The organism is Embleya sp. NPDC050154 (genome assembly GCF_044460165.1).
In the GTDB taxonomy this organism is placed as follows: domain Bacteria; phylum Actinomycetota; class Actinomycetes; order Streptomycetales; family Streptomycetaceae; genus Embleya.
Genome location: NZ_JBITJP010000003.1, coordinates 509,151 through 534,102 on the forward strand (window position 1 = coordinate 509,151; position 24,952 = coordinate 534,102).

Here is a 24,952-nt window from a genome sequence, read left to right on the forward strand (position 1 = left end):
TCCGCTCATCGAGCGCCGGATCCCGAATCGATGACCACCACGCGCGCCCACTCGGGCGGCGTGTCCGGTACGTAGTCGGGATCGTTCTCGTACCGGGACGATCTCCGCTCTCGGGGGAACAGGCCCACCACCGTCCGGCACGGCGGTTGCGTGGCCGGCCACGGTGTCTGCCCGTCGGTCAGCACGACCACGACGTCCGGTCGGGGCCGGGTGTGCAGCGCCTTCACGAAGCCGGTGCGCAGGTCCGTACCCCCGCCGCCGATCAGCGCGATGCCCTCCTCATGGCACAACGATCGTGCGAAATCGGCCGCCGCGTCGCACGGCACGACCGTGACCATGTCCCGACGGCCGCCCACGGCACGGGAGATCGCGGCCACCTCCAGGAGCGCGCTGCCCAGTTCGGCGTCGCTGACCGACCCGGACGTGTCGATGACCACCGCCACCCGAGGCGGCCTGCGCCGCAGACTCGGCAGCACGACGCCGGGCAGGCTCACCGAGCGCCGCGCCGGCCGGCCGTACGAGTAGTCCTGCCCCGCGCCGGACCCGGAACTCGCCGAACGCACGGCCGCGCCCAGCAGCTCCCGCCACGGCTGCGGCGGATGGAACGCCTCCTCCGCCCAGCGCCGCCACCCCTTCGGCGCGTCCCCCGGACGGGCCGTGATGCCCTGCGCGACCCGGAACCGAACGGCGTCCCGTTCCTGCCCGCTGAGCCCGTGCGCGCCGTCCGGTCCCAGGTCCCACTCCCGTTCCAGCCCGTCGGCACCGCTGCCGCAGTCCAGCCAGACCATGCTCTGCGTGAGCCGTCCGAGCCGGAACAGGCGCAGGTAGTCCTCCATGAGTTCGCCGCGGGGCAGGTGCAACGCCTCTGGCACGACCGCGCCTTCGGGCCGGACCAAGCCGTCGCCGAACACGTCGTCGTTGATCTCGCAGTCCGCGGCGATGTTGATTCGCAGTCGCTCCCCCGGGCCGTGCAGTTCGCGCTCGCGGGCGACCCGGTCTCCGCGTCCGTGATGGTCGCGCAGCAGGTGCGACACCTCGTGCACCCACACCCCGGCGAGTTCCTCCAATGGCATGCGGTCCACGAACCTCGCCGAGACATAGCACCGCCAGTGCCGGTCGACGGCCATCGTCGGCACCGACCGCGACTCCACGATGTGCAGGGCGAACAGCGCCGTGGCCAGGTACGGCCGGACCCGGGCGGCGTACAACCGGGCGGCGTAGAGCTTGTCCAGGTCCAATGTCCCCGGCGGGCCCGATCCGCCCGGCGTGCCCGGCGTCATCGATCGGCCTTCGCCGCGACGCCCGCCCGCTCCGCCGCGCGCTCGGCCCGTCGGGACAGCGACACCGCTCCGGCGAGCCGATCGATCGACGCCGGTACGTCCCAGTCCTCGTGCCGCAGCGCGGCCAGGGTGCTCGCGGGCACGACCACCAGGTCCGGCGCGCCGGTGTCCAACGCCCGGACCAGGAGCGCCCACGCCGCGTCCCACCGGGCCTTCTCCGGGCGCTTGCGGACCGCTTCCACGACGCCGTCGAGTACGGCTTGGCGCAGATCCCCGCGCTCGGGCAGGACGGCGCTCGCCGGGTCGGCGAGCAGGTCCTCGGGGTCCGGGAGGTCCATCCGGTCCAGGCCGGCCAGCAACTCCAGCCCGGGGCCGTCTCCGACGGCCCCTCGGACCAGCAGGGACAGCACCTCGCGGGTGGATCCGGCCGCGGTCGCGAAGGCGGTCAGAAACAGCGCCATCTCCCAGCTTCGCGGGGACGGCCAGGGGCCGCCCCGACGGGTCTCGCCGCTGGGCAGTCGGTGTACCAGTGCCGGGCGGGCGGTGAGGAGCCCGCACACCGCGCGGCGGGCGAAGGCCACCGACTCCGCGAGTCGTTCCGGGTCCAGGGTGGGCAGGGTCGCCCGGGGCCAGACCCCGCCCAGGCCGCGGACCACCACCTCGTGGTCGTGGGTCCACCGCAGGTGTACGAATCGATTGGCCAGCGGTGGGCTCAGCTCCCAGCCGTCGGCGGCCGAGGATCGCGGATTGGCGGCGGCCACGATCCGTACCCCGGGCGGCAGTTGCAGGGCGCCGATCCGGCGTTCGAGCACCAGGCGCAGCAGCGCGGCCTGCACGGCCGGTGCCGCGGTGGACAACTCGTCCAGGAACAACAGTCCTCGGCCGGCCCGGACCAGGCGCACCGCCCAGTCCGGCGGGGCCATCGGCACACCCTGCTCGGCGGGATCGTCGCCGACGATCGGCAAACCCGAGAAGTCGGACGGCTCGTGCACGCTGGCGACCACCGTGGTCAGCGGCAGGTCCAGGGCCTCGGCGAGCCGGGTCAGCGCCGCGGTCTTGCCGATGCCCGGCTCGCCCAGCAGGAGCACGGGCAGGTCGGCGGCCACGGCCAGGGTCAGCGCCTCCAGTTGCAGGTCGGGGCGCGGCTCGGTGTCGGTCTCCCGCAGCAGGGCCAACAGGTCGCCGGCGACGTCGAGTCGGGAGGCGTGGGCGGGGTCGGCGTGGGGATCGGTTCGGGAGGCGCCGGCCGGGTCGGCGTGGGGAGCGGTGGTGGTGGCGGTCGGAGTGGATGTGGGCATGGTGGATGTGGGCATGTGCGATCACCTTCGGGTTCGTGAGGGGTCGAGTCGGTACGGGGACGGGAGTCCCCGGGGCATCGACCGGTGGTTTGGTGTCAGTGGGAGCGGCGGCGGCGCGGGCCGCGACGGTCCGGGCGGGGTCCGGGTTCGGTCAGCCCGGCCCGGAACAGCCCGTGGACGATCCGTCGTTGTGCGGCCGTCTCGAGTTCGTCGCGGAGCGCGCCGGCGCGCAGCAGCGCGTCGGGGCCGAGCAGGCCTTCGACGACGGCCAACGCCCCGGCGAAGTCGCCGTGGTCCAGGCGTTCGCGGACACCGGTCAGGCACTCCGGACGACGGTGCACCTCGTCGATGACCCGCAGACACGGCAGTGGGGTACCGGTGAGTGCGGCAAGCAGTTCCTCGCGGCGAATCTCGGCCGGGTCGTGGTCCAGCGGTACCAGCACTCCGTCGACCAGGCCGATCCGATGCCGGGCTCCCCGACACTCCACCGGACGCTCGGCCGGGGGTCCCGCCGGGTGTCCGGTGCGGGACGGCTCGGTCGGCGCGTGATCCGGGGCCAGTGCCGCGCCGACCAGCGGGTGCAGCCGATCCACGTCGATCGCGCCGGCCCGGATCAGTTCCAGGTCCGGCGGCACCCAGGTCGCGGCGTCGGGCAGGATCGTCGGCTCGGCGGCACGGGCGGACGCCGCCGAGATCCGCAGCACGGGCGGCCCGACATCGCCCCGGCCCGCGATCAGGTCCAGGGCGAGCCGATGTCGCACGCCGATCCGCGCGGTGACCGTGCCGGTGGATCGGCCCTCGGCTCGGAGCACGATGCCGGCCTCGGCCGCCCACCGGTCGACCGCGCAGCTCCGTCCCGCCGGCAGGGCCAGGGCCGGCCAGGGTTCGGGGAGCGCCTCGGCGGGGTCGTCGGCGGGCAGCCGGTCCGCCCCCGACCGGATCCGCAGTTCGCCGCTCCTGCGCGCGTCCCACAGGTGACGGTGCAGATCGAGACGAAAGCGTCGGTCGGGATGCGGGTGCGGATGCCGGCGTCGCTCGGCGTCGGCCGCGCGACGCGTTCCGTCCCACACCATCAGGCTGATCCGCTGACCGGCGTCCGCCCAGGCAGGCGGAGTCCGAGCCACCAGGTACACCGGGCCGCCACCCGCGCGATCCGGGTCGTCGTATCGGGCCAACGCCATGGTCAGCCCCGGGCGCAGCAGCCCGTCGGGGCCGATCCTCGGCATGTGCCAGCGCAACAGATCGGGAGCCAGATGGCGGAGATCGTCCCGGACCCGGGCCGCGAGCTCGCGGCCGTGGGTGCGTGCCAAGGAGCGGAGATCGAGATCGACATCGACGCGTGCCGCAGCGCACGCCCCCGACCAGTCCCCGGTATGCCGGCGGGCGGTGGCGGTGTCGATCATGGCGGGCGGCACGGCGAACTCACGCACGCGCAGCCACAAGGAAAGGCGGGAATCCCTGTTCGCGGTTCGAGTGAGCATCAGCACTCACTTCGCGCGGACGGGACCCCCAATCGGTTCACAACATGAGTGGTCATCGCGGGGGAGCCTATCGCTCCCGACCCGATCTGTCAGGTGCCGACGGCCCGGGCAGCCGCCAACTCCCCTCCACACCGGGCCTGTTCGGCGATGATCCCGGGGTCAGGCGCCCGTCGTCGATCCGGGTCGGACGATCATCAGGACGACGACGATCGCCCACAGGAGGTTGAAGATGCCGGTGACCATGCTCAGGCGGGTCGCCATCGGGCGTGCCGTCTCCCCGGCGGAGGGCCCGCCGGCGGTCCCGAGCAACCGCTGCTGGTCGGGGAGCACGGCCAGGGCGAGGACGCCGGCGGCGATCACGGTCAGCACGAGTGACACGATCAGCCAGGCATCGGTGAGGACGCCGAGAGCGGCACCGGTGACGAGTCCGAAGCCCGGTACGGCGAGCCCGGCCACGGCGTAGCCGCGACAGACGCGGTGCAGCAGCGCGGCGATCGCGGCGGCCCGCCCGTTCGGGTCGTCGCCGCACGCCTGGAGTGCGTATCGCGGGAACATCGAGGCGGCCACGGCGATCGATCCGACCGCCAGGATCGCCGCGAGCACGTGCACGGACAACAACAGCTTGGTCACCGCGAGGTCTCCTGTTCGAAAAACGGGGCAGGGCAGGGCGAAGCGCAGCGGAGCGCGCCCGGCACCGACGTAGATACATTGCCTGCCAATACATACACCGCCTACAGCTTTTTTGGGTAGGCTGCCTACTCATGAAGACCGACGCGGTGCGCGGGCACCTGGACGGACTGTTGCTGGCCGTGCTCGAATCGGGGCCGTTGCACGGCTACGCGATCATCGCCGCGGTACAGCACAGGAGCGATGGCGCACTCGAATTGCGCACCGGCACGATCTACCCGGCGCTCCAGCGACTGGAGCGGCTCGGACTGCTGAGCAGCAGCTGGCACTCAGAGGGCGAACGGCGGCGGCGCTGCTACGAACTCACCGACGCGGGACGGCACACCCTGGCCGGCGAGCGCACGGCGTGGCGCGAGTTCACCAAGGCGATCGGCTCGGTCCTGAACCCCTCCCCGTCGCCCGGGCCGGCGGCGACATGAGCGCGGGCACCGGCCACGTCGACCCCATCGGCGACCATGTGGCGGCCCTGACCGCCGTCCTGCGCGGACCGGCTCGCGCCAAGGCCCGGATGATCGAGGAGATCCGCGACGGCCTCACCGACACGGCCGCCGCCCACGCCGACGACGGAATGCCCCACCCACGCGCCGCCCACCAGGCGGTACGCGAGTTCGGCAGCGTCGAGGAGATCGCGCCGAGCTGCCAGCGCGAACTGACCATCGCCCAGGCCCGGCACACCGCCGGCACGGTGGCCCTCACTGCCCCTGTCCTGATCGCCTGTTGGTACCTGGCCCGTATCGCCGGCCACGATCGTTCCTGGCAACTGCCGCACGTGGCACAACTGTTGGCCGTACATCTGGCCGCCGTCGCGACCGTCGCCGCGCTGCTGGCCGGCACCACCCTGGCCGCCACCGGCGCGCTCGCCCGCCGGCTGCCGACACCCGAGCGGCTGCCGCTCGTGGTCGGCTGGGCCGCCGGTATCGCCGGCGTCGCCATGGCCGTCACGACCCTCGCCCTCGCCACCGCCTCGCTCCTGGCCACGAATTGGCCCCTGCTCGCATGCGCCGGCACGCTCGCCGCCGCCTCGCACGCGGTGATGGCGAACTCGGCACGTGCCTGCCGACACTGCGCCCACCTGTCCGCCGCAACCCCCGCGCTGCCGTACGGGTGACACCGGTACCCGCCGAAGCGTGGTCGCGGGCACGCAAGGCGCGATCGCGGGGCGTGGCGCCGCTTCGATCGGGTGATCGCGTCGCGCCCCGCCATGGGCAGGACCGTCACACGTTCGAGGCACCCGGCCGTACGGCCGTCACACGTTCGAGGCACCCGGCTCGCACGAACCGCCGGTCCCACGTCTCCTGAGGACAGGGCGGCGTGCCGCCCTCGCCCAGATCGTCGATCCGGACCGGGAGCGCCATGTCCGTCCACACACCAGGCTCCGGCACCGCACACCCGCCTGCCGATCGAATCGGCATCGCGGATCCCGACCCGAGTCCGGAGGCCCTGCGATGACCTCCAAGGCGGGAACCGCCACACGCCGGGCGAACCCGAAGGTCGCCACCCGCAGGGCTCCGTGCCCCACCCCCCGGGAGCGGGCCGAAAAGGGCCGGGCGGCGCGGGCGAACGCGTCCCGTTCCAGTCACGCCGAATACGCGCCGACCCGGCAGCGGCCGGATCCGGTCGACGTCATCGAGAAGCAATCGGCCTCGCGGGTACCGGAGTTGGTGCCGATCCGCTACGGCCGCATGTCCGAGTCGCCGTTCCGGTTCTATCGGGGAGCCGCCGCGATCATGGCCGGCGACCTCGCCGGTACGCCGATGTCGGGCCTTCGGGCCCAGGTGTGCGGCGACGCGCACATGCTGAACTTTCGACTGCTGGCCTCGCCCGAGCGACTCCTGCTCTTCGACATCAACGACTTCGACGAGACGTTGCCCGGCCCGTGGGAGTGGGACGTGAAGAGGCTGGCCACCAGTCTCGTCATCGCGGGACGGGAGAACGAGTACACCGACCGCGAGCGCGCCGACATCGTCCGCACCACCGTGCGCTCCTACCGCGAGCAGATGCGCCGCTTCGCCGCCATGGGCGACCTGGACGTGTGGTACGCCAAGGCCGACTCCGAGCTACTGCAGGACCTGGCGTCGGGCCGGTTGCACAAGCGCGGTCGCAAGCGGCTCTCCAAGACTCTGGCCAAGGCGCGTACCCGGGACAGCCTCCAGGCGTTCGGCAAACTCACCCACATGGTAGACGGCAAGCCTCGGTTCATCTCCTCGCCGCCGTTGATCACCCCGCTCTCCGAGTTCGTGCCCGCCGGCGATCCCGACGCGATCGAACGCCGACTCGGCGATCTGGTCGACCGCTATCGCCGCACCCTGCGATCCGACCTTCGACACCTGCTGGGTCGGTACACCGTGGTGGACATGGCCCGCAAGGTCGTCGGCGTCGGCAGCGTCGGCACCCGATGCTGGATCCTGCTCCTGCTCGGCCGGGACGAAGGGGACCCGTTGATCCTCCAAGCCAAGGAGGCCGACGAGTCGGTACTGGCCGCCCACGTCGGCGCCGGCGAAACCGCCACCCAGGGAGAGCGGGTCGTCGCCGGCCAGCGCCTGATGCAGTCCGCCGGCGACATGCTCCTGGGCTGGGAACGGGTCGACGGGATCGACGGCCGCAAACGGGACTTCTACGTAAGGCAGTTGCGCGACTGGAAGGGCATCGCCGAACCCTCGCTCATGGTCCCGCGGGGCATGCGCGCGTTCGGCGAACTGTGCGGCGCCACCCTGGCCCGCGCCCACGCCCGATCCGGCGACCGCATCGCCATCGCCGCCTACCTGGGCGGCGGCGACAGCTTCGACCGAGCTCTGACGACGTTCGCCGAGGCGTACGCCGACCAGAACGAGCGCGACCACGCGTCTTTGCTGAAGGCCGTCGAAACCGGCCGCGTCACCGCCGAAAGCGCCTGAAGCCCCGCCGATCCGCGGCACTCCCGGCCCGGTCCGGCTCGGCCCGGTCGGTCCGAGCCGGACCGGGTCGAGCCGGGCCGCGCCGCGTCGCGCCGCGTCGCGCCGGGCACGCGACGATCGCGGCGGTTGTCGCTCCCGTCGAAGAGCTCCGCGCGTAGGTGCCCGCGCGGCCGGGGGCCGCTCGGCGCGGCCGGCGGTTCGATTCCGGGTGCGGTGTCCCGTTGGTCTTTTCGGGTCTGTGCCGGATGCCGTGTGACGTGTGTCAGTCCCTTGTAGCAGCCACCTGTCGGCCGTACCTTGCCGGGCATGGACATGGAATTGCGCCATCTGCGCACCATTCGGGCGATCGCGGATGCGGGCAGTCTGACCCGCGCCTCCGCCGTGTTGGGCCTGGCCCAGCCCGCCCTCAGCACCCAACTCAAGCGGATCGAAAAGGCCCTGGGCGGCGCCTTGTTCGAGCGCGGCCGCGAGGGCGTGACGTTGACCCCGCTGGGCGAACTGGTCCTGGATCGGGCCCGGGTGTTGTTGCCCGCCGCCCGCGAACTCCAGGAGGAGGCCGTCCGGTTCGCCAACCGAGGCGAGGTGACCCCCAAGTTCCGCCTCGGCGGAACCCACGGGCCGTTACTCGGCGGCCTGGTGGACCGCCTCGCGGAGGGCCATCGGGCCGACGCGGTCACCACGTACATGTCGTGGTCCAACCGGGAGTTGGCCGGCATGGTCGCCACCGGGCGGCTGGATTTCCTCTTGCTCGGCGCGTGCGGCGAGAGCCGCCCCGCCTACCACGACGGTCTCGCGTGGCGTGAGGTCGGCAACGATCCGGTCTTCCTGATGCTCGCGCTCGACCATCCGCTCGCCGGCGAGCGGGAGGCCGACCTTGCCGCGCTGGCCGGCGAGACCTGGGTGGTGGTTCCGGGCGAGGGGTGTTTCGGCGACTGCTTCTCCACCGCGTGCGCCCGGGCGGGATTCGCCCCGAAGGCGATCTACGAGACGGACGTGGCGTCGTGCGTGCACCTGGCCCAGGTCGGCCGCGCCGTCGGGTTGTGCAGAGCCACGATGCCGGCGACGCCCGGCATCGCCAGGGTGCCGCTGGCGGGCGTACCGCTGTCGTGGCGGCATCTGATCGGCTGGCATCCGCACGCTCCCGCCGCGCGGACCGCCGCCCTGGTGACCGCCCAGGCCCGCGCCGCGCACGCCGCGGCGGTTCGAGAGGCACCGCGCTACGTCGACTGGCTCGCCCGGCACGACGGATACGGCTACGGAACGGCGAACTGAACGCGTGCCGGCTCTCCCCTCGCCGACTGACGTCACGTCAATCTCCGTCAAAGGCACGGCACTTGGCTTCACGACGGGAGGTCGCGACCGGCCTGCGGCACAGCGCCGCCGGCCCACCCATAACACCGCGACAGGGGGTTGTTGACAGGTACCTCGACCCATCGCTCGCAGATACGTTTCTGTCGTCCCCACCGACAGGAGTCCCCATGCGCCTCAAGCGTGTCGCGGCCACGTCCTGTGCCGTTCTGCTCGCCGCCCTGTCCCTCGGCGGCACCGCCTCCACGGCCGGAGCGAGTCCCGTATCCCCCACCACGGACGACGCCCTCGTCGTCCCCGTCGAGCCGGCCCCCATCGCCCCCGAGGGTGTCGTCGAGGCACTCCAACGCGATCTGGGCCTCACCGAAACCGCGGCCAAGGCCCGCCTGGCCAACGAATACCGCGCGGCGATCCAGGAGCCCGCCCTGCGTCAACGCCTGGGCGCCGACTGGGCCGGTGCCTGGTTGAGCGGCGATTCCGCGCAGTTCGTGGTCGCCACCACCGACCGGCGCGATGTGCGCACCATCGAGGCGAACGGAGCGACCGCCCGCGTGGTCGCGCACTCGCTCGCCGACCTCGATCGAGTCCGCGAGGCGCTCGACCGCTCCGCGCTGCGCCGGACACCGGTCGACACCCCGCTGTGGTATGTCGACGTCGCCACCAACAAGGTCGTGGTCCAGTCCCACGACACCGCCCGTACCCGCGCCTTCGTCGTGGACAGCGGTGTCGACGCCGCCGCCGTCGAGATCGTGCCCTCCACCGTGCAGCCCCGCGCGCTGGCCGACCTGCGCGGCGGCGACGCGTACAACATCAACAACTCCTCCCGCTGCTCCATCGGGTTCCCGATCACCCGGGGCGCCCAGAACGGCTTCGTCACCGCCGGCCACTGCGGCCGCGCCGGCGCCACCACCACCGGCAACGGCGCTGCGCAGGGCACCTTCCAGGCGTCCTCCTTCCCCGGCAACGACTACGCGTGGGTGGCCACGAACGCCAACTGGACCCCGCGGCCGCTCGTCAACCGCTATCCCGGCACCGTGCCGGTCGCCGGTTCCACCCAGGCTCCGGCCGGCTCGTCCATCTGCCGCTCCGGCTCCACGACCGGTTGGCACTGCGGCACGATCCGGCAGCACAACACGTCCGTGACCTACCCCCAGGGGACCGTCACCGGCGTCACGCGCACCACGGTGTGCGCCGAACCCGGCGACTCCGGCGGGTCGTTCATCTCGGGCAGCCAGGCCCAGGGCGTCACCTCCGGTGGATCCGGCAACTGCTCCTCCGGCGGCGAGACGTACCACCAGCCGGTCAACGAGATCCTGCAGACGTACGGACTGACCCTGGTCACCGGCGACACCCCGCCGACCGGTTGCGCCGGGGCACAGAACACCTACTCCGGCACCCTCGCGTCGGGCGCGCAGGCCATCCAGCCGAACAACTCGTACTACGAGACCACGGCGTCCGGCACGCACACCGGTTGCCTGACCGGACCCGTCGGCACCGACTTCGACCTGGCCCTGCAGAAGTGGAACGGCTCCGCCTGGAACGAGGTCGCCGCAGGCACGACACCGCAGGCGAACGAGACGATCAACTACAACGGAACCGCCGGTCGCTACCGCTACGTCGTGCACGCCTACAGCGGCTCGGGCAGCTACACGCTGGGGGTGAGCAAGCCCTGAGCCGAGCAGCCCCGAGGTGAGCACACCTCGAGGTGAGCAGACCTCGTGGGGCACGCCCCGCGCGGCACGGGTACAGGCGTCGATCCGGACGCCTGTACCCGTCGCCGCGTCCGGCGCTCGGTCGGTGCCCCGCCGGCGGTGGTGTCCGGAGCGGCACCTTCGCGACGATCCGCAACCCGGTCGCCGGCCCGATGTCCGCACCGCACGCGGTCCGGGCGTGGGCCCTCGCCCTCGGCTCGCTCGACCACTTCGCCGGGACCGTCCCGGAACCGCGCGCGACGGCCGCGGCGATGGGCGCGCTCGCTCCGCGCGGCGATCGAGCCGGCGGAGCAGGCGCGCGCGTACCTCAGGACCGGTTCGGTTCCCCGCCGTCCAGGGCACGGCCGGTGGGCATGTCAGCGGATTCCGGCCTCCGTTCGGGTCCGGCTCGAGGTAGCCGACGACGCGGTGCGCCGAAACAGGTGGCTGTGGGACAGCGCGCGCGTGTCGGTCGAGCAGGTCGCCGAAGGCTGATCGCTCGCCCCGGCAGGCCCTGTCCCACAACTCACGGTCGGTCTCGGTGGGAAAGTTCCCGCCCTTGTGTGTCCTCGTCCCCGCCACGGGTTCCCACCCGCCGGGCGGAATCCCTGCGGCCGGTGCGCCGGGCTATTTCGCCGGTTCGGCCGCCGCCGTCTCATCGGCGGCTCGGGTGCGAGTGGGTCGGGGCGGGTGGGGGCGGCGTGAGCGGGTGGCCACGATCAAGACCACCGAGGCGACGATGATCGCGCCGCCCAGGTACACGTTCGGGCCCACCGACTCGCGGGCGATCGCGGCGCCGAGCAGGACCGCGATCACCGGATTGACGTACGCATACGTCGCCACCGTGTCGTTGGGGAGCACACTGTTGACGTACATGTACGCACTGAACGCGACGATCGAGCCCGCGAAGACGAGCCAGGCCAGGCCCAGCCACGAGGCGGTCGAGATGTCGGCGACCACAACCCGGCCGAACTCGCCGCGCAGCGCGGCCAGTACGAGCAGGATCACACCGGCCGTGATCATCTCCAACGAGGCCACCACCAGCGGGTGCTTCGGCAGCGGCGCGCTCCGTGCGTACACCGAGCCGGCCGCCCACAACACGCACGCGATCAGGACCATGACCGTGCCGCCCGCGTGCACGTCGCCGCCCGGGCCGCCGACCAGTACGCCGATGCCGACGGTGCCCAGGAGCAGCGCGAGCAGGACCGGGCCGGACACGCGCGTCCTGGTGACTCCCGCGTTGATCAGCACCATCCACACCGGCACCGTCGCCACGATCAACGCGGCCAGTCCCGAGTCGAGGTGTTGTTCGCCCAGGGTGACCAGCCCGTTGCCGCCCACCAGGAGCAGCCCGCCGATGATCGCGGTCGAACGCAGGTGCGGCCAGGTCGGTCGCTGCGCGCCACGCGCGTGCCTGGGTCCGACCACCGCGAACATCAGCAGGCCGGCGGTCAGGAACCGCACTCCGGCCGAGAGCAGCGGGGGAATCGTCTCGATCGCATACCGAATGCCCAGATACGTCGAGCCCCACAGGATCCAAACGGTGACGAGAGCCGCCCACGGCATCAGTCGATCCCTCATTAGAGGAGTCAAGGTGGCCCCCATGCCTCGATAAGTTAAGCCGAACCGGCTGCTAGCCTTTTTTAGAGTAGATCCATCACATTCGCGGAAACAAGGGGATTCGATGGCACGGCAGCTCGACGAGATCGACCGCGCACTGCTTCGAGCGCTGAGCAACGACGGGCGACGGACCGTGCGCGCGCTCGCGAAGTCGGTGGACCTGTCCGAGCCGGCGGTCCGCGATCGCCTCCAGCGCCTGGAGCGTGACGGTGTGATCACCGGCTATCACGCGGCCTTCGCACCCGAGACGGTGGATGCCGGCACGGCGGCGTTCGTCGCGTTGCGCTTCGACGCCGGGAAGGCGGCGCGCGATCAGGTGGAGGCGGCGATCCGGCGTGAGCCGGCCGTGCTGGAGGCGCACGACGTCGCGGGCGAGGACTGCATGTGGATCAAGGTCAGGGTGGCGTCGACGACCGATCTCGCCGACACGCTCGACCGGATCCGATCGGTCCCGGTGATCCGCTCCACGGGCAGCACGATCGTGCTCCGCACGCTCTTCGAACGACCCCTGCTGTCGGCCGTCGCGGGCACGGCCGAGGAGGCGACCGGCAAGGCGCGTGACGAGGGCGCGGACGAGGGCTGAGCGGAGGCGGTGGCGACGGCCGACGGTGGGGCGCGGCGTGCGAAGCCCCCGGGTGCCACGGGGCACTCGACCCGAAACGTGGCGCCCGGGGGCACCGACGAGCCCCGACGCGAGTTCGGGGTCGCCGTAGGTGTGGCGTGGGGGATCAGCCCTCGACGACGCCCGACGCGGCGATCGTGATCTTGCTCTTGGTGCTGCCGGAGCGCGAGCCCAGGGCCTCGATCTTCTTGACCAGGTCCGCACCCTCGACGACCTCGCCGAAGACCACGTGCTTGCCGTCGAGCCACGAGGTGACCACGGTGGTGATGAAGAACTGCGAGCCGTTGGTGTTGGCGCCGGCGTTCGCCATCGACAGCAGGAACGGACGGTCGTGCTTGAGGGTGAAGTTCTCGTCGGCGAACTTCGCGCCGTAGATGCTCTTCCCGCCCGTGCCGTCACCGCGGGTGAAGTCGCCGCCCTGAAGCATGAACTCCGGGATGACCCGGTGGAAGGACGAACCCGCGTAGCCGAAGCCGTGCTGGCCGGTGGCGAGTTCGCGGAAGTTCCGCGCGGTCTCGGGGACGACCTTGTCGAAGAGGGAGAAGACGATGCGGCCCTGGGGCACATCGTCGATGGTGATGTCGAAGTAGACGTTGCTCATGTGCCCCATCCTGCCCTACCGGCATGGGGTCGCCGGGCACCGGCTTCCCCGGCCGTGTCGACAACGCTCCCCGTACCGGTTCCGATCCGCCGCATTCGTCTGCGGCCCGCCGGACCTCACCGGTGCGCGCATTCGGCCCGGGACACGCTGCCACGCGGTCCCGGTTCGACTCCTCCCGCATCCGCCCTCACCAGCCGTTGCCCTTCAGTTTCGGATGCGCGCGCCAGTAGTCGACGAGCTCGATGAAGTCCCGGTCGGTCACCACGCCGAGCCACTGTTCGCCGCCGATCGGTGGGAAGGCGCGGGACTTCTCCTGAGTGCGGACGGTGAGTTGCACCGTGGCGTTGCGATACCGGAAGGATGCCGACGGACCGGTGGCCCCGGGTCGGAAATCCGGGACGTCCGTCTTCTCGGGGAAGTACACGGCGGCGTACTCACCGTTGGGCAGGGCCCCGTCGACGCACCCCAGGCCCGGCAGACGAGGTGGCGAGGGTTGGCATCTCGGGTTGTACCGGTCGATACTCATCCGCGGCCGAAGGGCGGGAGCCGGATCCGAGCGCATCGTCATGACCACGCCCTTCGGTGGCTTCCGAGCCGGCCGAAGGGGGTCGATGTACAACGTGACCGGGTACTCCTTCCCGTCGATCGTCACCCGATAGTCGCCGAACGAGAGCTCGCTGATCGCCATCGCCGCCCCCGGCGGCAGATGCCGCTGCACGACGTCGGCCACTCGCTGTCGAAAGGCGTGCCGTTCCCGGATCAACTTCGGGGACAACTTCGCGTCGTACCGGTCACCGTAGGGATCGGGAAGGACCGGATACGTCCGACTCGCCGGAACCAACACCGGGCCCGCGTCCCCCCGCCCCGGATCACCGTCGGCCCAAGGCTCCCACACGAGCGCCGTCACACCCACGACCGCACACAGCGTGCCGGCGGCCAGGAGCACCCGGGCACGAGTCCACCACCGACTCCGCCTCGGCGATTCCGTCTCGATCCCGGGTCCCATATCGGGGGCACCCCCGTCTTCCGTCGTCGTCACGCCGCTTCGATGGCCACCGACCCGAATCGGTTCCCACCGCGATCCGTCGGGGCACGCCACCGCCGGTACCGCACACCGATCGACGCCCGGGTCGGCGTGTTCGACGCTCCCCAACAGCCCTGCGTGCCACCGCAGTTACCGGTCGAGAGCAGGTTCACGAAGACGACCCGCCCAGGCGCGGCGGAGTACCTACGGGCCTACGGAAGGGCGGCGCGCCGGCGAGTTTGCCGCCGCCGATGGGCAGTGTCGCGCCGGTGACGAAGGACGACGCGTCCGAGCACAGCCACACCACCGCCGCCGCGACCTCGTCGGGCACGCCGATCCGCTTCATGGGCATCGCCTGCGCGGCGGCCTGCCGCGCGTATTCGCCCGCCGCCTCCAGTTGCTCGGTGTGGATCGGCCCGGGCGCGAGCGCGTTGACCCGGATGCCGCGTCGGCGTAGTCGAGCGCGGCGGTCCGGGTGAGACCGATCAGCCCGAACTTGGCCGAGACATAGCCGGCCGGCCCGCCGACGGCCTGGAGCCCGGCGGTGGAGGACATGTCGACGATGGCGCCTCCGCCGGAACCGAGCATGGCGGGGATCTCGTACTTCATGGCCAGGAAGACGCCGCGCAGGCTGACGGTGAGGGCACTGTCGAAGGCGGCGACGTCCACGTCGGCGAGCGGCGTGGGCGGGTGACCGCCGCCCGCGGCGTTGTTGACGGCCGCGTCCAGTCGGCCGACTCGGTCGACGGCGGCGGCCACCAGGCGTTCGACGGCGACGGGGTCGGTGACGTCGGAGGGGACGGCGAGCGCGCGTCCGCCGTCCGCGTCGATCTCGGCGGCCGGCGTGTTCAGCGCGTCGGTGTCGCGGGCGGCGAGGACGACCGCCGCCCCGGCGCGGTGCAGTGCGCGGGCGGTGGCGGCGCCGATGCCCCGGCTCGCGCCGGTGACGATCGCAACTCGGCCGTCGAGCGGTCGTTCGATGGACATGGTGGGCTCCGGTGTCGAGGTCGGCCGCATGGAGGGCGGCCGCATCGAATCGGATCACGTACAGCCCGCGGTCGGCCGGTCGGCACACAACCCGTCGGGCCAATCGATCATCTGCGCCCCGCCGCCCATCACCAACAACACGGGCGGGTCCGCCGCGTCGCCGAAGCGCTCTACGCCACGTCGATGCCCGACGGACCCACGCCCACAGCCCTCTCTTCACCCATCGTGACGCCCTCTCCGATCCGGACGGGCCGCCCTCGAAGACGCCGAAGCGCGAAGGCGGCTCGGCTCGACGGTCCTCACCGTACGGGTTCGACCGGTGACACGACGCCGATATACGGCCTTCCTCGCCTCACGGCCGCCTCCGGCGGGCTACCCACCGCGACGCCGCGGCGACCCACAGGTGTCCCGAGAGCGGTGGCCGCGCCGTCGGGGCACTCGCCGAGAGACAGTGGTAGACAGCACCGCGATCGAGGCGGATTCCCCAGGGTGATCGGGAGCTGTCATGACAACCGGACGTCGGCCCGTGGTGGCCGGAGTGGAGAATTCGGCGGCGGGCATGCTCGCCGTCGGCTGGGCCGCGGACGAGGCCGTACGACACGGCTTGCCATTGCGGCTCGTGCACGCGTCGGAATGGCCGGTCGACCCGGCGGAGGCCGATGCCTCGACGCGGTCGACCCGCCACGACGGCCGATTGCGTACGGCCCACGCGTTGGACTGGTCGGTCGAGACCTACCCCGAGGCCGGGATGTCGGTACCCCGCCTCAGTTGGGCCGAGCGCCGGCACGCGGCCGACGACGCGCTGTTGGACAAGGCGCGGGCCGTGGCCGCGACGGGGCACCCCGCACTGGAGGTGGGTACCGAGACGGTCGAGGGCCGGCCGGTGGAGGTACTGCGGGCCGAGGCGCACGCCGCGTCCATGCTCGTCCTCGGGTCGCGCCGGTTGTCCGCCCTCGCGGAGCTCTTCACGACCGGCAGCATCGCCGTCCCGGTCAGCGCACACGCGCCGTGTCCGGTGGCCGTCGTCCGCGGCCCCGAAGCCGCCGCCGGCGTGCCGCCGACGGTGGTGGTCGGGATCGACGGCTCGCCCGGCTGCGAACGCGCCGTCGGCTACGCCTTCGAGACCGCGTCGCTACGCGGCGCCTCGCTGCGCGCGGTCCAGGTACGCCCGCCGACGGCGAACATGGTCGCCGCGTTCGGCAGCGAGTCCGAGGTCGAGGAGGGGTTGATCCGGCTCGGCGAGACGCTCGCCGGTTGGAGCGAGAAGTATCCGGACGTGCCCGTGGAGCGCATCACCATCCTCGGCCATCGCATCCGTTCCCTCGCGGACGCCGCCGAGGACGCGTTGTGCCTGGTGGTGGGCACCCGAGGGGTGGGCGGATTCCGCGGCATGCTCCTCGGATCGGTCACCCACGGCCTCATCCACCACGCCCCGGGTCCCCTGGTGATCGTCCCGCAGGCGACCGACACCGGATGACTCCGGCGGCCGGCGGCGACCGGCCCGATGCCCGAATCCATGGTCCGCGCCTCGCGCCTACCTCCCGGGGAGCATGCGTGTGCGCGTGGCCTGCCCCACACGAAGGTGCCGGAAAGCATCCTCGCGTCGGACGCGCCGAGGGGAGGCCGAACGCGAGAGTTGTCCCGCGAGAAGGAGAACCGGATCGTCGGCCGGCACCGTCGGCCCCGCCGGTTCGCCCACGCGTCCGGGCCGCTCGGTTCCGGCGCTTTCATCCATCGACGGGGCGCACGCTTTGGACCAGGCATCAACCGGCGACAAGACCGCCGGCACCGAGGAAGGCACGGCGACCACGACCACCGGTTCGGCCCCTCGACGCGGCGAAACACCCGCGCAAACCCGAGAGATCGGAGAGGGCGAAGCACCCGAAGCACCCACCGAGTCCACCGAACCCGAAACACCTGATGAGTCCGAAGCGCCGGAACCATTCAAACCGCCGGTCGCCGACGATCCACCGCGTTCCCGTCTACGCCGGTGGACCCGTCGCATCGCGCTGACCTGCGCCGTGCTGCTGGTCGCCGTGACGATCGCGTCGTTCACGTACAACGCTTTCACCGACGATCGCGCCACGCCACCTCCGGGACTGACCTACGTTCAGGCCGCCGACGTACGCACGCGCTACCAGACCTGGGGCACATCGGGACCACCCGTCGTGCTGGTGCACGGTGCCTTCGAATCGGTCGACACGTGGTCTCGGCCGGCGCCGATCCTCGCCCGGAATCATCGCGTCTACGCGCTCGACCTCACCGGCTACGGATACAGCCAACGGCGCGGCCCGTACACGGTCGACCACCTGACTCGCCAACTCCTGGGCTTCCTCGACGCCATGCGCCTGGGCGGCCCCGACGAACGACCGATACTGGTGGGCCATTCCAGCGGCGCGGCGATCGTCGCCGAGGCCACGTTGCGCGCACCCGAGCGGATCGGTGGAGTGATGCTCCTGGACGGCGACGGGCTCGACACCGGTGCCGGACCACCGGCCGCACTCGAGTACGTCCTGATCGATCCGTTCCGAACCAGCCTGTTGCGCATCGGACTCGGCGTCGATGGGCTGATCCGCAGGATGTACGACTCGCAGTGCGGGCCCGAGTGTCCCAGGCTCGACCGCGCGGGTGTCGACGAATGGCGGCGCCCCTTCCAAGTGGCAGGCGCCGAGGGCGCGTTGTGGAGCATGCTGGGCGAAGGGGTCCTGGGCATCTCCGCCCGACGGTTGGCCCAACTGCACGAACTGCACGTGCCCAAGTCGGTGGTCTTCGGCGCCGACGACGACGTCTTCGACGCGGGCACCCCGACCGAGACCGCCGCGCGCATCGGCGCGCCGGCACCGACGATCATCCCCAAGTCCCGCCACCTGCCCATGATTTCCGCTCCCGAGGCGGTCGCCGCCGCAGTCCACGCGCTCAGCTCCTCGACCGGCGCGGGTGGCAGCGGGTGAGGCCGCGAACGGCTTGGCGAACGAATGCCGAGTTCAAAGCGGACGAATGCGCCACGCCGGTTGTCCGATCCGGGAAGCGCTTATACGTTCCTTGGATGCGCGCCCGGACGCGAACCGATGTCGGCGCGTAACCGGTGGGAAGGCAGGAGTGGCCGACATGGTTCAGGTGGACACGACGGTTCCGCATTCGGCTCGGATGTACGACTACGTCCTGGGGGGCAAGGACAACTACCTCGCCGACCGGGAGGCGGCCGAGGAAGCGCTGAAGGTATGGCCCGAGTTGTGGACGAGCATGCGGGTCAACCGGGCGGTGATGCGACGGATGGCGCACTGGCTGGCCACCGAGGGCGGCATACGCCAGTTCCTCGACATCGGCACCGGCATTCCCACGTCGCCGAATCTGCACGAGGTCGTACAGGAGACCGCGCCCGAGTCGCGCGTGGTGTACGTGGACAACGATCCCATCGTGCTGGTGCACGCCCGGGCCCTGCTGTCCAGTTCCCCGCAAGGCCGCACGGCCTATGTCGAGGCGGACATGCGCGAGCCCGACCTCCTGTTCTCGACGCCCGAACTGTGCGCGACGCTGGACCTGAGCCGACCGGTGGGGGTGACGGTGATCGCGATGCTCCAGTTCGTCGAGGATGCCGCCGGCCTGATCGAGAAGTTGACGGCTCCCCTGGCACCGGGCAGCTACCTCGCCATCACCGCTGCGACCGCCGACCTCGCGGTAGGGTCCACCGCGCTGGCCGAGGTGTACACGCGCCGGGGCGTGCCGATGTACCTGCGCTCCCGCGACGAGTTGGCGGCCCTGTTCGCGGACCGCTGCGACCTGATCGAGCCGGGTGTGGTGCCCATGCAGCACTGGCGCCCCGCGGAGGGCGAAACGCCGGTGGGCGTCGAGGAGACGAACATGTTCGCGGCCATGGGTCGCGTGCGCTGAACCACGCCGGCAGTCTCGGGCAGGCCGTGCCCCGTCGAGGTAGGCCACCGAACCGGCGCGTGGCCTCGGCCCGCACCCAAGCCACATCACCGTGCCGCGCGCCGCCATCGAGCCCATGAAACGCACGGACCCCACGGAGCTCATGGAGCCGAGCGCTCGAGCACAGCCGCGCGCGAGCCCGGCCCGCGCCCGCACGCCCGGCCCGGCCGTGTCTGCGCGTCTTCTCGGCCCCACACCGGCGTCCGCCACCGATGGTGAGCGGTTCGACACACGCCCCCCGGTCAACAACATCAATGGCCCCCGCGCGCCGATCGTCGATATCGCGCGGTCGGGCCGGCCGGCCGTGAGAGCGGGCGTCATCGGTCATCGGTGGAATCCTTGAGGCAACGGGAAGAAGGAGTCGATCGATATGGGATTCGTGGTGTGGCCGTGTACCCACGGAAGCCGGAGTGTCCTCGAACGTGCCGAGCACGTACTGATCGGACTCAGCCCCTGGAACAGCTACTACAAGCCGCGTGTGGTCGAGGCCCTGGTCGGATGGGCATCCGCGAACTTCGCCCGGGTGGACGTGTTCGTTCCCGGCGATGAGGCCGCGCACACCCTGGCCGCTGCCGGCGCACAACCGGCGGAGGCCGTCCGCCGTGCACGCTACGCCGTCGGCCGACTACGCGCGCCGGCGCGGCGCGGCCTCAAACGCGCCGGGGTGCCCGACCCGGACCTACACCTGCACAGTTGGACACAATTGTCCGAGCGGCCCGCCTACCAGCGCTGTCTCAAGCGCGTACGCGACGCGTATCACACGGACGAAGCCATCCGGGGCGCCTGTCGCCGCACCGCCCGCGCCGCGGTCCGCCACCTCGCGGGCCGCGAGCCGACCGAGGAGCAGATCGACCAGGCCGTCGGCTACGCGATAGCCGAGCTGCCCCTGGTCCTGGACGGGCCGAACATCTTCGGCACCAAGTCCTCCCTGTTCGTCTACCACCGCGAGATGGACCTGCTGTCCCCCTTCATCTCCGGCTCGTCCACCGCACTGCGCCCGGCGCCCGGCCAGGGCTACGCCGTGGTGAGATCCCCCGAAGCCGACTCCGCGCGCCCCGGACCGAACGGCGCGGGCTCGGAATAGCGAGTACGGCCCCGGCCCCGGCGATCGAACGCCCGCGCGCACGGCGTGCCGACCGCCCCTGCCCGGCACGCACGGGTCTTGTTTTCCGTGCGGGCCGACAATAGATTCCGGCCCCCGCAGACAATACGGCCGATCCTCGTCGAGATCGGTCCGGATTCGACTCTTGCCTCCCCCGGCGCCCGAGAAGGGACATGCTCGTAGGACGGGGGCGCGACACTGCGGCGGCCGTGCACTTGGGGGGCGACGATCGGGGCCAGGGGGGCGCCGCGCGGGCAATGCCGCGCGGGTGGGCGGGCACCGCTACGAGTACTGCTCGTGGTGGACGACCTGCGCATCGGCGGCGCGCAGCGACAAGTCGCGGGCCTGGCCGTCGCGTTGGCCGCACACGGGCACGCGGTGGTGCTGGCCTGCACCGAGGACGGGCCGGCCGGCGCCGAACTCGCCGCGGCGGGCGTGCGCGTCGTGGTGCTGGGCAGGCGCCGCGTGGCCCGCCTGGTCAGCCCGATGCTGGCGCTGCGGATCGCGCGGCTGGTCCGGGCGGGCGGGTTCGACCTGGTACACGCGCACGTGCACGCCGCGACGATGGCCGCGGCCCTCGCCGGCCGAATCGCCCGCGTCCCGGTCGTGGTGACCGAGCACAGCATGGCGTCCTGGCGCGGCCCCCTCGCCCGCGCCTACAGCCGGCCCCTGTACCGCCGATGCGCGCTGGTGCTGGCCGTCTCCGAACAGATCGCGGACCGGCTGCGCACCGTGGACCGGGTTCCCGCGTCCAGGGTCCGAGTCGTGGGCACGGCGGTGTTCGGCCCCCCGATGGCGACCGATCCGTCCGGGGACGGTTCGCCGGTGACGGTGGGCGTGGTGGGCCGGTTGGAGCGCGAGAAGGGCGTCGAGTTCTTCGTGCGCGCCGCCGCCCGAATCGCGGATCGGCATCCCGAAGTAGCCTTCACCATCGTGGGCGACGGCACACTGCGCGGCGAACTCCACGCGCTGGCCAGGCGTTTGCGGTTGGGCGACCGGGTGCGTTTCCGGGGTATGCGCACGGACGGCCCGGCGGCGGTGGCCGCCCTGGACGTCCTGTGCGTGCCCTCGCTGACCGAGGGCGCCCCGTTGGTCGTCCTGGAGGCGATGGCCGCGGGCGTACCGGTGGTGGCCACGACGGTCGGCGCCATCCCCCACCAACTCGACCACGGCCACGCGGGTGTCCTGGTCGAACCCACCGACGTGGCCGCCCTCGCCCAGGCCCTCGACACCCTCCTGACCCACCCGCACGAACGACGACGCCTGGGCCGGGCCGGCCACGACCGCCTGACCCGGCTCGCGAACGCCGACGCCGTGACCGCCGCGGTCCGCGCCGCCTACCGCGACGCCTTTCGCCGTACCCGCGGCCGAGGTTACCGCGACGGCTGAGCGAACGGCCGGGCCGAGTCCCGCGAATACCGGCCGCTCCCGGCCGGATGCGGGTACGCGAGCGTGGACCGGGCCGCCGCGACCGAGCGCGCGCCTACTCGACCCGAGCCGACGCGTGCTGGTCGCCGTCGTGCAGGTGGATGTCGTCCACGGCGATGTTCACCTCGACCACTTCCAGGCCGGTCAGCCGTTCGACCGTCTCGATGATGTGCGCTCGTACCGCCTGGCCCAGTTCGGCGATGGGCACGCCGTACTCCACGACCAGGTTCAGGTCCAGCGCGCACTGTCGTTCCCCGACCTCGACGCTCACCCCGTGCGCCACGTTCGGCCGGCCGCCCGGAACGCGTTGTCGCACCGCGTCCAACGCTCGCGCCACCGAGCCGCCCAGCGCGTACACGCCCTGGATCTCCCGCGCGGCCACACCGGTGATCTTCGCGACCACGGCGTCGGCGATCGCGGTACGCCCGCGCGCCGCGTCGGCCGTCGGCATCCGCTGCACTCGCCCCGGGGCACCCGGCACGAGTGGCCCCCCGACCGTGACGTCCCGCGAAACCGCCGCCGTGTCCCTCACGTCCCTCAGCTCGGGCATCACACGCGACCCCTCTCCGGCTCGCGCCCGCCGGTCGCGGGCACTGTGTCCGCCCGTCTGCCCCGCGTTCCCACGCTCAATCCTGTCGCCCGCACTCGTCCGACTCGTCCGCGCAGCACCTGCCTCAGGCCGAACTCCGTTTTGAGACAGCCGACTTGCTTCACCATCCGGAGCGCGCCGGCCCGACCCGCACCGTCGAGGAGCCGACAGGTGCGGGCCGGGCCGAGTGCCGAGGGTCAGCCGGCAACCCACGGAATGTTGCCCGTGTTGCCGGAACGCCCGTTCTCCGTGCAATGCGCGGGCGGTGTGCCGCCGTACACGTACTGCACGAAGTCGCGCAGGTCGTTGCGCCAGTAGTCGAAGTTGTGCTCGCCGGGCCCCGTGCAGTACCGGGGCGTGAACGACGTGCCGATGGCCGCGCGCAACTGGTCGTTCCACGCCTTGATGTCGGACTCGCCCTGCCCGCTGGGATGCCCCTGCCCGTCCGCGCCGCCCGCGTACATCGCGAACTTGCCCGCGTAGCCCGAGTACTTCCCGGCCTGGGCCATGCCGACCGGGGTGACCGCGGCCCAGTTCGCCCGCGGGCCGTAGACCGCCTCGGCACGCTCCCACGCGCTGCCGTACACCCGGTAGTTCGGGTCGATGAGACCGTTCCAGGAGGTCGCCGCGCCATAGCCGAGCATCGAGTCGGCCACCCGATTCATCGCGCCGTCGTCATCCAGGGTGGTACCCCCGGAGAAGGCGCCCACCGCGGAGAACTGCTCCCGGAAATCGGCCGCGTACCTGAGCGCGCCGAGCCCACCCATCGACAAGCCCGCGACGGCGCGCCCCGAACGGTTGGCGACCGTATTGAAGTTCGCGTCGATCCAGGGCACCAGCTGCCGCATGTGGAAGGTCTCCCACATCGGGGCGAAGTTTCCCCGGGTGTGGCCCGCCCAGTCGGTGTACCAACCGGATTTGCCGCCCTCGGGCATTACCACGATGCCCTTGAACGTTCGGCGGTCGATGGTATCGAGAATGTCGCCCGCGTCCGATTTGGACCACTGCTCGAAGTCCCCGGCTCCGCCGTGCAGCAGATACAGGACCTGGTACGCCTTGGCGGGATCACTCACGTAGTCGTCCGGCAACCAGATCCGCACCTTGACCGGCACCTTGACGGGATCGATCGTGGGGGTGCCGCCGCGCGGCGTCATGATGGCCGAGGTGGTCATCGTGGCGTCGAACATCTTGCGGTCGCTGAGCAGGTTCGAGTTCGTCCACTGGGTGACCGTGATGCCGTTCGAGTTCGCCGCCGGCAACGCGGGCGCGGGCGGCGGTGGGAACGCCTGCGCCTGCGTCGGCAAGCCCACCATGGTCAGCGTCAACGCCGCCGCGACGGCGAACGCGCCCCACAGGCGACGCACACGACGCCTGCTCCGTCTCGGTCGAGCCGGTGCCATTGTTCTGTCGGTTCCATCCATGAAAGCCCCTGGTACTCGGGTGAATCGCGGTGCCCGCCGCACGCGGGCGCGGCCAGGCGCAACCCTGGCCGACCGGCCGCCGGCTGTCGTCCCGTCCTCGGTGGACATCGCGGGTAAACCTGCGCCGTAGCCGGCGAGCGATCTCCGCCGGCGGCGGTACGACACCGCTCCGCCGCCGAGCGGGCTTGCCCTGACACCGACGTCAATCCCTACGGTCGTCATCGTGCGCCGCAGCCCGGCAGGGACGGCGCCGATCCGCCTCCTCCCACACCCGATTCGAGGTCGTACATGCCTTCCCTCCTGCATCTGGACGCGAGCATTCGCCGGACCGGCTCGGTATCCCGTGACCTGTCCGCCCACTTCGCCGCCCGGTGGCGCGCTCGACACCCGGACGGCGGCTACGTCCACCGAGACCTCGCGGCCCACCCCGTTCCGCACATCACCCACGCCGTCCGCGAAGCCCTCCTGGATCCCAGCGGCGAGCACGGCGAACCCCCGCACGAGCGGGCCCTCACCGAATTGCTGAACACCGAACTGCGGGACGCGGACACCGTCGTGATGGGCGTGCCGATGTACAACTACTCGATCCCGTCCACGGTCAAGACCTGGTTGGACCGCGTCGTCACACCGGCCAACATGGTCACGCCCGATGGCGGCCCCGGCCCGCTGGCGGGCAAATCCGTGGTCGTCGTCACCAGCCGGGGCGGGTCGTACGCGCCCGGCACGCCGCGCGAGGGCTGGGACCACCAGGAGCCGTACCTGCGGGCCGTACTGCGCTCGATCGGCCTCGCTCAGGACCTGGAGTTCGTCCACGCCGAACTGACCCTGGCCACCACCGTCCCCGCGATGTCCGCTCTCAAGCCCCTGGCCGAACAGTCGCTGACCCGCGCGTACGAAACCCTGACGTCCCTGGCCGCGTCGTCCGCCGAGCCCCCCACACCGGCGCGGTCGCACATCCGCTGACCGTTCGGTGCCGGCCATCGTCGACG

At 71.8% G+C, this 24,952-nt stretch carries 21 protein-coding genes and 1 pseudogene; 12 read left to right on the top strand and 10 right to left on the bottom strand.

Annotation, left to right across the window (positions count from 1 at the left end; genetic code table 11):
• Positions 1 to 5: 5 nt before the first annotated feature.
• From ACIBSV_RS08850 to ACIBSV_RS08865, 4 genes are all read right to left on the bottom strand, one after another.
• The gene (locus tag ACIBSV_RS08850; RefSeq protein WP_395860715.1) at positions 6 to 1,280 is read right to left on the bottom strand and encodes a VWA-like domain-containing protein; all 1,275 of its coding nucleotides are present in this window, start codon (positions 1,278 to 1,280) and stop codon (positions 6 to 8) included.
• Positions 1,277 to 2,578 carry an AAA family ATPase gene (locus ACIBSV_RS08855; RefSeq protein ID WP_395860981.1) on the bottom strand — a complete coding sequence of 434 codons (1,302 nt, stop codon included), beginning with the start codon at positions 2,576 to 2,578 and terminating at the stop codon, positions 1,277 to 1,279. Before ACIBSV_RS08855 ends, ACIBSV_RS08850 begins: the two co-directional genes overlap by 4 nt.
• Before the next feature lie 95 nt (positions 2,579 to 2,673).
• On the bottom strand, positions 2,674 to 4,059 hold the full coding sequence (locus ACIBSV_RS08860) for a hypothetical protein (RefSeq protein ID WP_395860717.1): 1,386 nt from the start codon (positions 4,057 to 4,059) through the stop codon (positions 2,674 to 2,676).
• A gap of 159 nt (positions 4,060 to 4,218) precedes the next feature.
• Positions 4,219 to 4,689: a hypothetical protein gene (locus tag ACIBSV_RS08865; protein WP_395860719.1), complete on the bottom strand. Its 471-nt coding sequence runs from the start codon at positions 4,687 to 4,689 to the stop codon at positions 4,219 to 4,221.
• Positions 4,690 to 4,820: 131 nt separating this feature from the next.
• On the opposite strand from ACIBSV_RS08865, the gene ACIBSV_RS08870 reads away from it, so the two are divergent.
• From ACIBSV_RS08870 to ACIBSV_RS08890, 5 genes are all read left to right on the top strand, one after another.
• Positions 4,821 to 5,165: a PadR family transcriptional regulator gene (locus ACIBSV_RS08870; protein ID WP_395860721.1), complete on the top strand. Its 345-nt coding sequence runs from the start codon at positions 4,821 to 4,823 to the stop codon at positions 5,163 to 5,165.
• Complete coding sequence (locus ACIBSV_RS08875; protein WP_395860723.1) at positions 5,162 to 5,854, top strand: permease prefix domain 1-containing protein; 693 nt, start codon at positions 5,162 to 5,164, stop codon at positions 5,852 to 5,854. Before ACIBSV_RS08870 ends, ACIBSV_RS08875 begins: the two co-directional genes overlap by 4 nt.
• Before the next feature lie 337 nt (positions 5,855 to 6,191).
• Complete coding sequence (locus ACIBSV_RS08880) at positions 6,192 to 7,640, top strand: DUF2252 domain-containing protein (protein ID WP_395860725.1); 1,449 nt, start codon at positions 6,192 to 6,194, stop codon at positions 7,638 to 7,640.
• Positions 7,641 to 7,946: 306 nt separating this feature from the next.
• Entirely contained in the window at positions 7,947 to 8,912 is a 966-nt protein-coding gene (locus ACIBSV_RS08885; RefSeq protein WP_395860727.1) for a LysR family transcriptional regulator, read from the top strand.
• A 206-nt stretch (positions 8,913 to 9,118) separates the two neighbouring features.
• A complete protein-coding gene (locus ACIBSV_RS08890) occupies positions 9,119 to 10,621 on the top strand; it encodes a S1 family peptidase (protein WP_395860728.1) in 1,503 nt (500 codons plus the stop codon).
• Between the two features lie 645 nt (positions 10,622 to 11,266).
• On the opposite strand, the gene ACIBSV_RS08895 is transcribed toward ACIBSV_RS08890, so the two are convergent.
• The gene (locus tag ACIBSV_RS08895; RefSeq protein WP_395860730.1) at positions 11,267 to 12,220 is read right to left on the bottom strand and encodes an EamA family transporter; all 954 of its coding nucleotides are present in this window, start codon (positions 12,218 to 12,220) and stop codon (positions 11,267 to 11,269) included.
• Between the two features lie 103 nt (positions 12,221 to 12,323).
• Here ACIBSV_RS08895 and ACIBSV_RS08900 point away from each other — a divergent pair, with 103 nt between their 5' ends.
• On the top strand, positions 12,324 to 12,842 hold the full coding sequence (locus ACIBSV_RS08900) for an Lrp/AsnC family transcriptional regulator (protein ID WP_395860732.1): 519 nt from the start codon (positions 12,324 to 12,326) through the stop codon (positions 12,840 to 12,842).
• A 145-nt stretch (positions 12,843 to 12,987) separates the two neighbouring features.
• On the opposite strand, the gene ACIBSV_RS08905 is transcribed toward ACIBSV_RS08900, so the two are convergent.
• The 3 genes and pseudogenes from ACIBSV_RS08905 to ACIBSV_RS08915 all read right to left on the bottom strand — a co-directional run bounded on the left by ACIBSV_RS08905 (position 12,988) and on the right by ACIBSV_RS08915 (position 15,538).
• Positions 12,988 to 13,482: a peptidylprolyl isomerase gene (locus ACIBSV_RS08905; protein WP_395860734.1), complete on the bottom strand. Its 495-nt coding sequence runs from the start codon at positions 13,480 to 13,482 to the stop codon at positions 12,988 to 12,990.
• A gap of 187 nt (positions 13,483 to 13,669) precedes the next feature.
• A complete protein-coding gene (locus ACIBSV_RS08910) occupies positions 13,670 to 14,257 on the bottom strand; it encodes a hypothetical protein (protein ID WP_395860736.1) in 588 nt (195 codons plus the stop codon).
• Between the two features lie 418 nt (positions 14,258 to 14,675).
• A pseudogene (locus tag ACIBSV_RS08915) lies at positions 14,676 to 15,538 on the bottom strand (SDR family NAD(P)-dependent oxidoreductase).
• Positions 15,539 to 15,998: 460 nt separating this feature from the next.
• Between ACIBSV_RS08915 and ACIBSV_RS08920 the strand changes: the two are divergent.
• From ACIBSV_RS08920 to ACIBSV_RS08940, 5 genes are all read left to right on the top strand, one after another.
• The gene (locus tag ACIBSV_RS08920) at positions 15,999 to 16,970 is read left to right on the top strand and encodes a universal stress protein (RefSeq protein ID WP_395860738.1); all 972 of its coding nucleotides are present in this window, start codon (positions 15,999 to 16,001) and stop codon (positions 16,968 to 16,970) included.
• 559 nt (positions 16,971 to 17,529) lie between these two features.
• Positions 17,530 to 18,444: an alpha/beta fold hydrolase gene (locus ACIBSV_RS08925; protein WP_395860740.1), complete on the top strand. Its 915-nt coding sequence runs from the start codon at positions 17,530 to 17,532 to the stop codon at positions 18,442 to 18,444.
• Positions 18,445 to 18,601: 157 nt separating this feature from the next.
• Positions 18,602 to 19,384, top strand: coding sequence for an SAM-dependent methyltransferase (locus tag ACIBSV_RS08930; protein ID WP_395860742.1), 783 nt, complete (start codon positions 18,602 to 18,604; stop codon positions 19,382 to 19,384).
• A 409-nt stretch (positions 19,385 to 19,793) separates the two neighbouring features.
• Positions 19,794 to 20,507 (top strand): tRNA-dependent cyclodipeptide synthase, encoded by a 714-nt coding sequence (locus tag ACIBSV_RS08935; RefSeq protein WP_395860744.1) that lies wholly within the window; start codon positions 19,794 to 19,796, stop codon positions 20,505 to 20,507.
• A 315-nt stretch (positions 20,508 to 20,822) separates the two neighbouring features.
• A complete protein-coding gene (locus ACIBSV_RS08940) occupies positions 20,823 to 21,914 on the top strand; it encodes a glycosyltransferase family 4 protein (protein ID WP_395860746.1) in 1,092 nt (363 codons plus the stop codon).
• Positions 21,915 to 22,008: 94 nt separating this feature from the next.
• On the opposite strand, the gene ACIBSV_RS08945 is transcribed toward ACIBSV_RS08940, so the two are convergent.
• A complete protein-coding gene (locus ACIBSV_RS08945) occupies positions 22,009 to 22,503 on the bottom strand; it encodes an Asp23/Gls24 family envelope stress response protein (RefSeq protein WP_395860748.1) in 495 nt (164 codons plus the stop codon).
• 236 nt (positions 22,504 to 22,739) lie between these two features.
• Positions 22,740 to 23,906, bottom strand: coding sequence for an alpha/beta hydrolase (locus ACIBSV_RS08950; protein ID WP_395860750.1), 1,167 nt, complete (start codon positions 23,904 to 23,906; stop codon positions 22,740 to 22,742).
• A gap of 345 nt (positions 23,907 to 24,251) precedes the next feature.
• On the opposite strand from ACIBSV_RS08950, the gene ACIBSV_RS08955 reads away from it, so the two are divergent.
• Positions 24,252 to 24,926, top strand: a complete 675-nt coding sequence (locus tag ACIBSV_RS08955; RefSeq protein ID WP_395860751.1) for an FMN-dependent NADH-azoreductase — start codon at positions 24,252 to 24,254, stop codon at positions 24,924 to 24,926.
• The last annotated feature ends 26 nt before the right edge of the window (positions 24,927 to 24,952 follow it).

Bases quoted from the DNA above. Each gene is read 5' to 3' on its own strand.
- ACIBSV_RS08885 (WP_395860727.1), top strand. From the start codon at position 7,947: ATGGACATGGAATTGCGCCATCTGCGCACCATTCGGGCGATCGCGGAT.
- ACIBSV_RS08870 (WP_395860721.1), top strand. From the start codon at position 4,821: ATGAAGACCGACGCGGTGCGCGGGCACCTGGACGGACTGTTGCTGGCC.
- ACIBSV_RS08955 (WP_395860751.1), top strand. From the start codon at position 24,252: ATGCCTTCCCTCCTGCATCTGGACGCGAGCATTCGCCGGACCGGCTCG.
- ACIBSV_RS08850 (WP_395860715.1), bottom strand. From the start codon at position 1,280: ATGACGCCGGGCACGCCGGGCGGATCGGGCCCGCCGGGGACATTGGAC.
- ACIBSV_RS08920 (WP_395860738.1), top strand. From the start codon at position 15,999: ATGACAACCGGACGTCGGCCCGTGGTGGCCGGAGTGGAGAATTCGGCG.
- ACIBSV_RS08880 (WP_395860725.1), top strand. From the start codon at position 6,192: ATGACCTCCAAGGCGGGAACCGCCACACGCCGGGCGAACCCGAAGGTC.
- ACIBSV_RS08900 (WP_395860732.1), top strand. From the start codon at position 12,324: ATGGCACGGCAGCTCGACGAGATCGACCGCGCACTGCTTCGAGCGCTG.
- ACIBSV_RS08855 (WP_395860981.1), bottom strand. From the start codon at position 2,578: ATGCCCACATCCACTCCGACCGCCACCACCACCGCTCCCCACGCCGAC.
- ACIBSV_RS08935 (WP_395860744.1), top strand. From the start codon at position 19,794: ATGGGATTCGTGGTGTGGCCGTGTACCCACGGAAGCCGGAGTGTCCTC.
- ACIBSV_RS08945 (WP_395860748.1), bottom strand. From the start codon at position 22,503: ATGCCCGAGCTGAGGGACGTGAGGGACACGGCGGCGGTTTCGCGGGAC.
- ACIBSV_RS08895 (WP_395860730.1), bottom strand. From the start codon at position 12,220: ATGAGGGATCGACTGATGCCGTGGGCGGCTCTCGTCACCGTTTGGATC.
- ACIBSV_RS08890 (WP_395860728.1), top strand. From the start codon at position 9,119: ATGCGCCTCAAGCGTGTCGCGGCCACGTCCTGTGCCGTTCTGCTCGCC.
- ACIBSV_RS08905 (WP_395860734.1), bottom strand. From the start codon at position 13,482: ATGAGCAACGTCTACTTCGACATCACCATCGACGATGTGCCCCAGGGC.
- ACIBSV_RS08860 (WP_395860717.1), bottom strand. From the start codon at position 4,059: ATGCTCACTCGAACCGCGAACAGGGATTCCCGCCTTTCCTTGTGGCTG.
- ACIBSV_RS08930 (WP_395860742.1), top strand. From the start codon at position 18,602: ATGGTTCAGGTGGACACGACGGTTCCGCATTCGGCTCGGATGTACGAC.
- ACIBSV_RS08875 (WP_395860723.1), top strand. From the start codon at position 5,162: ATGAGCGCGGGCACCGGCCACGTCGACCCCATCGGCGACCATGTGGCG.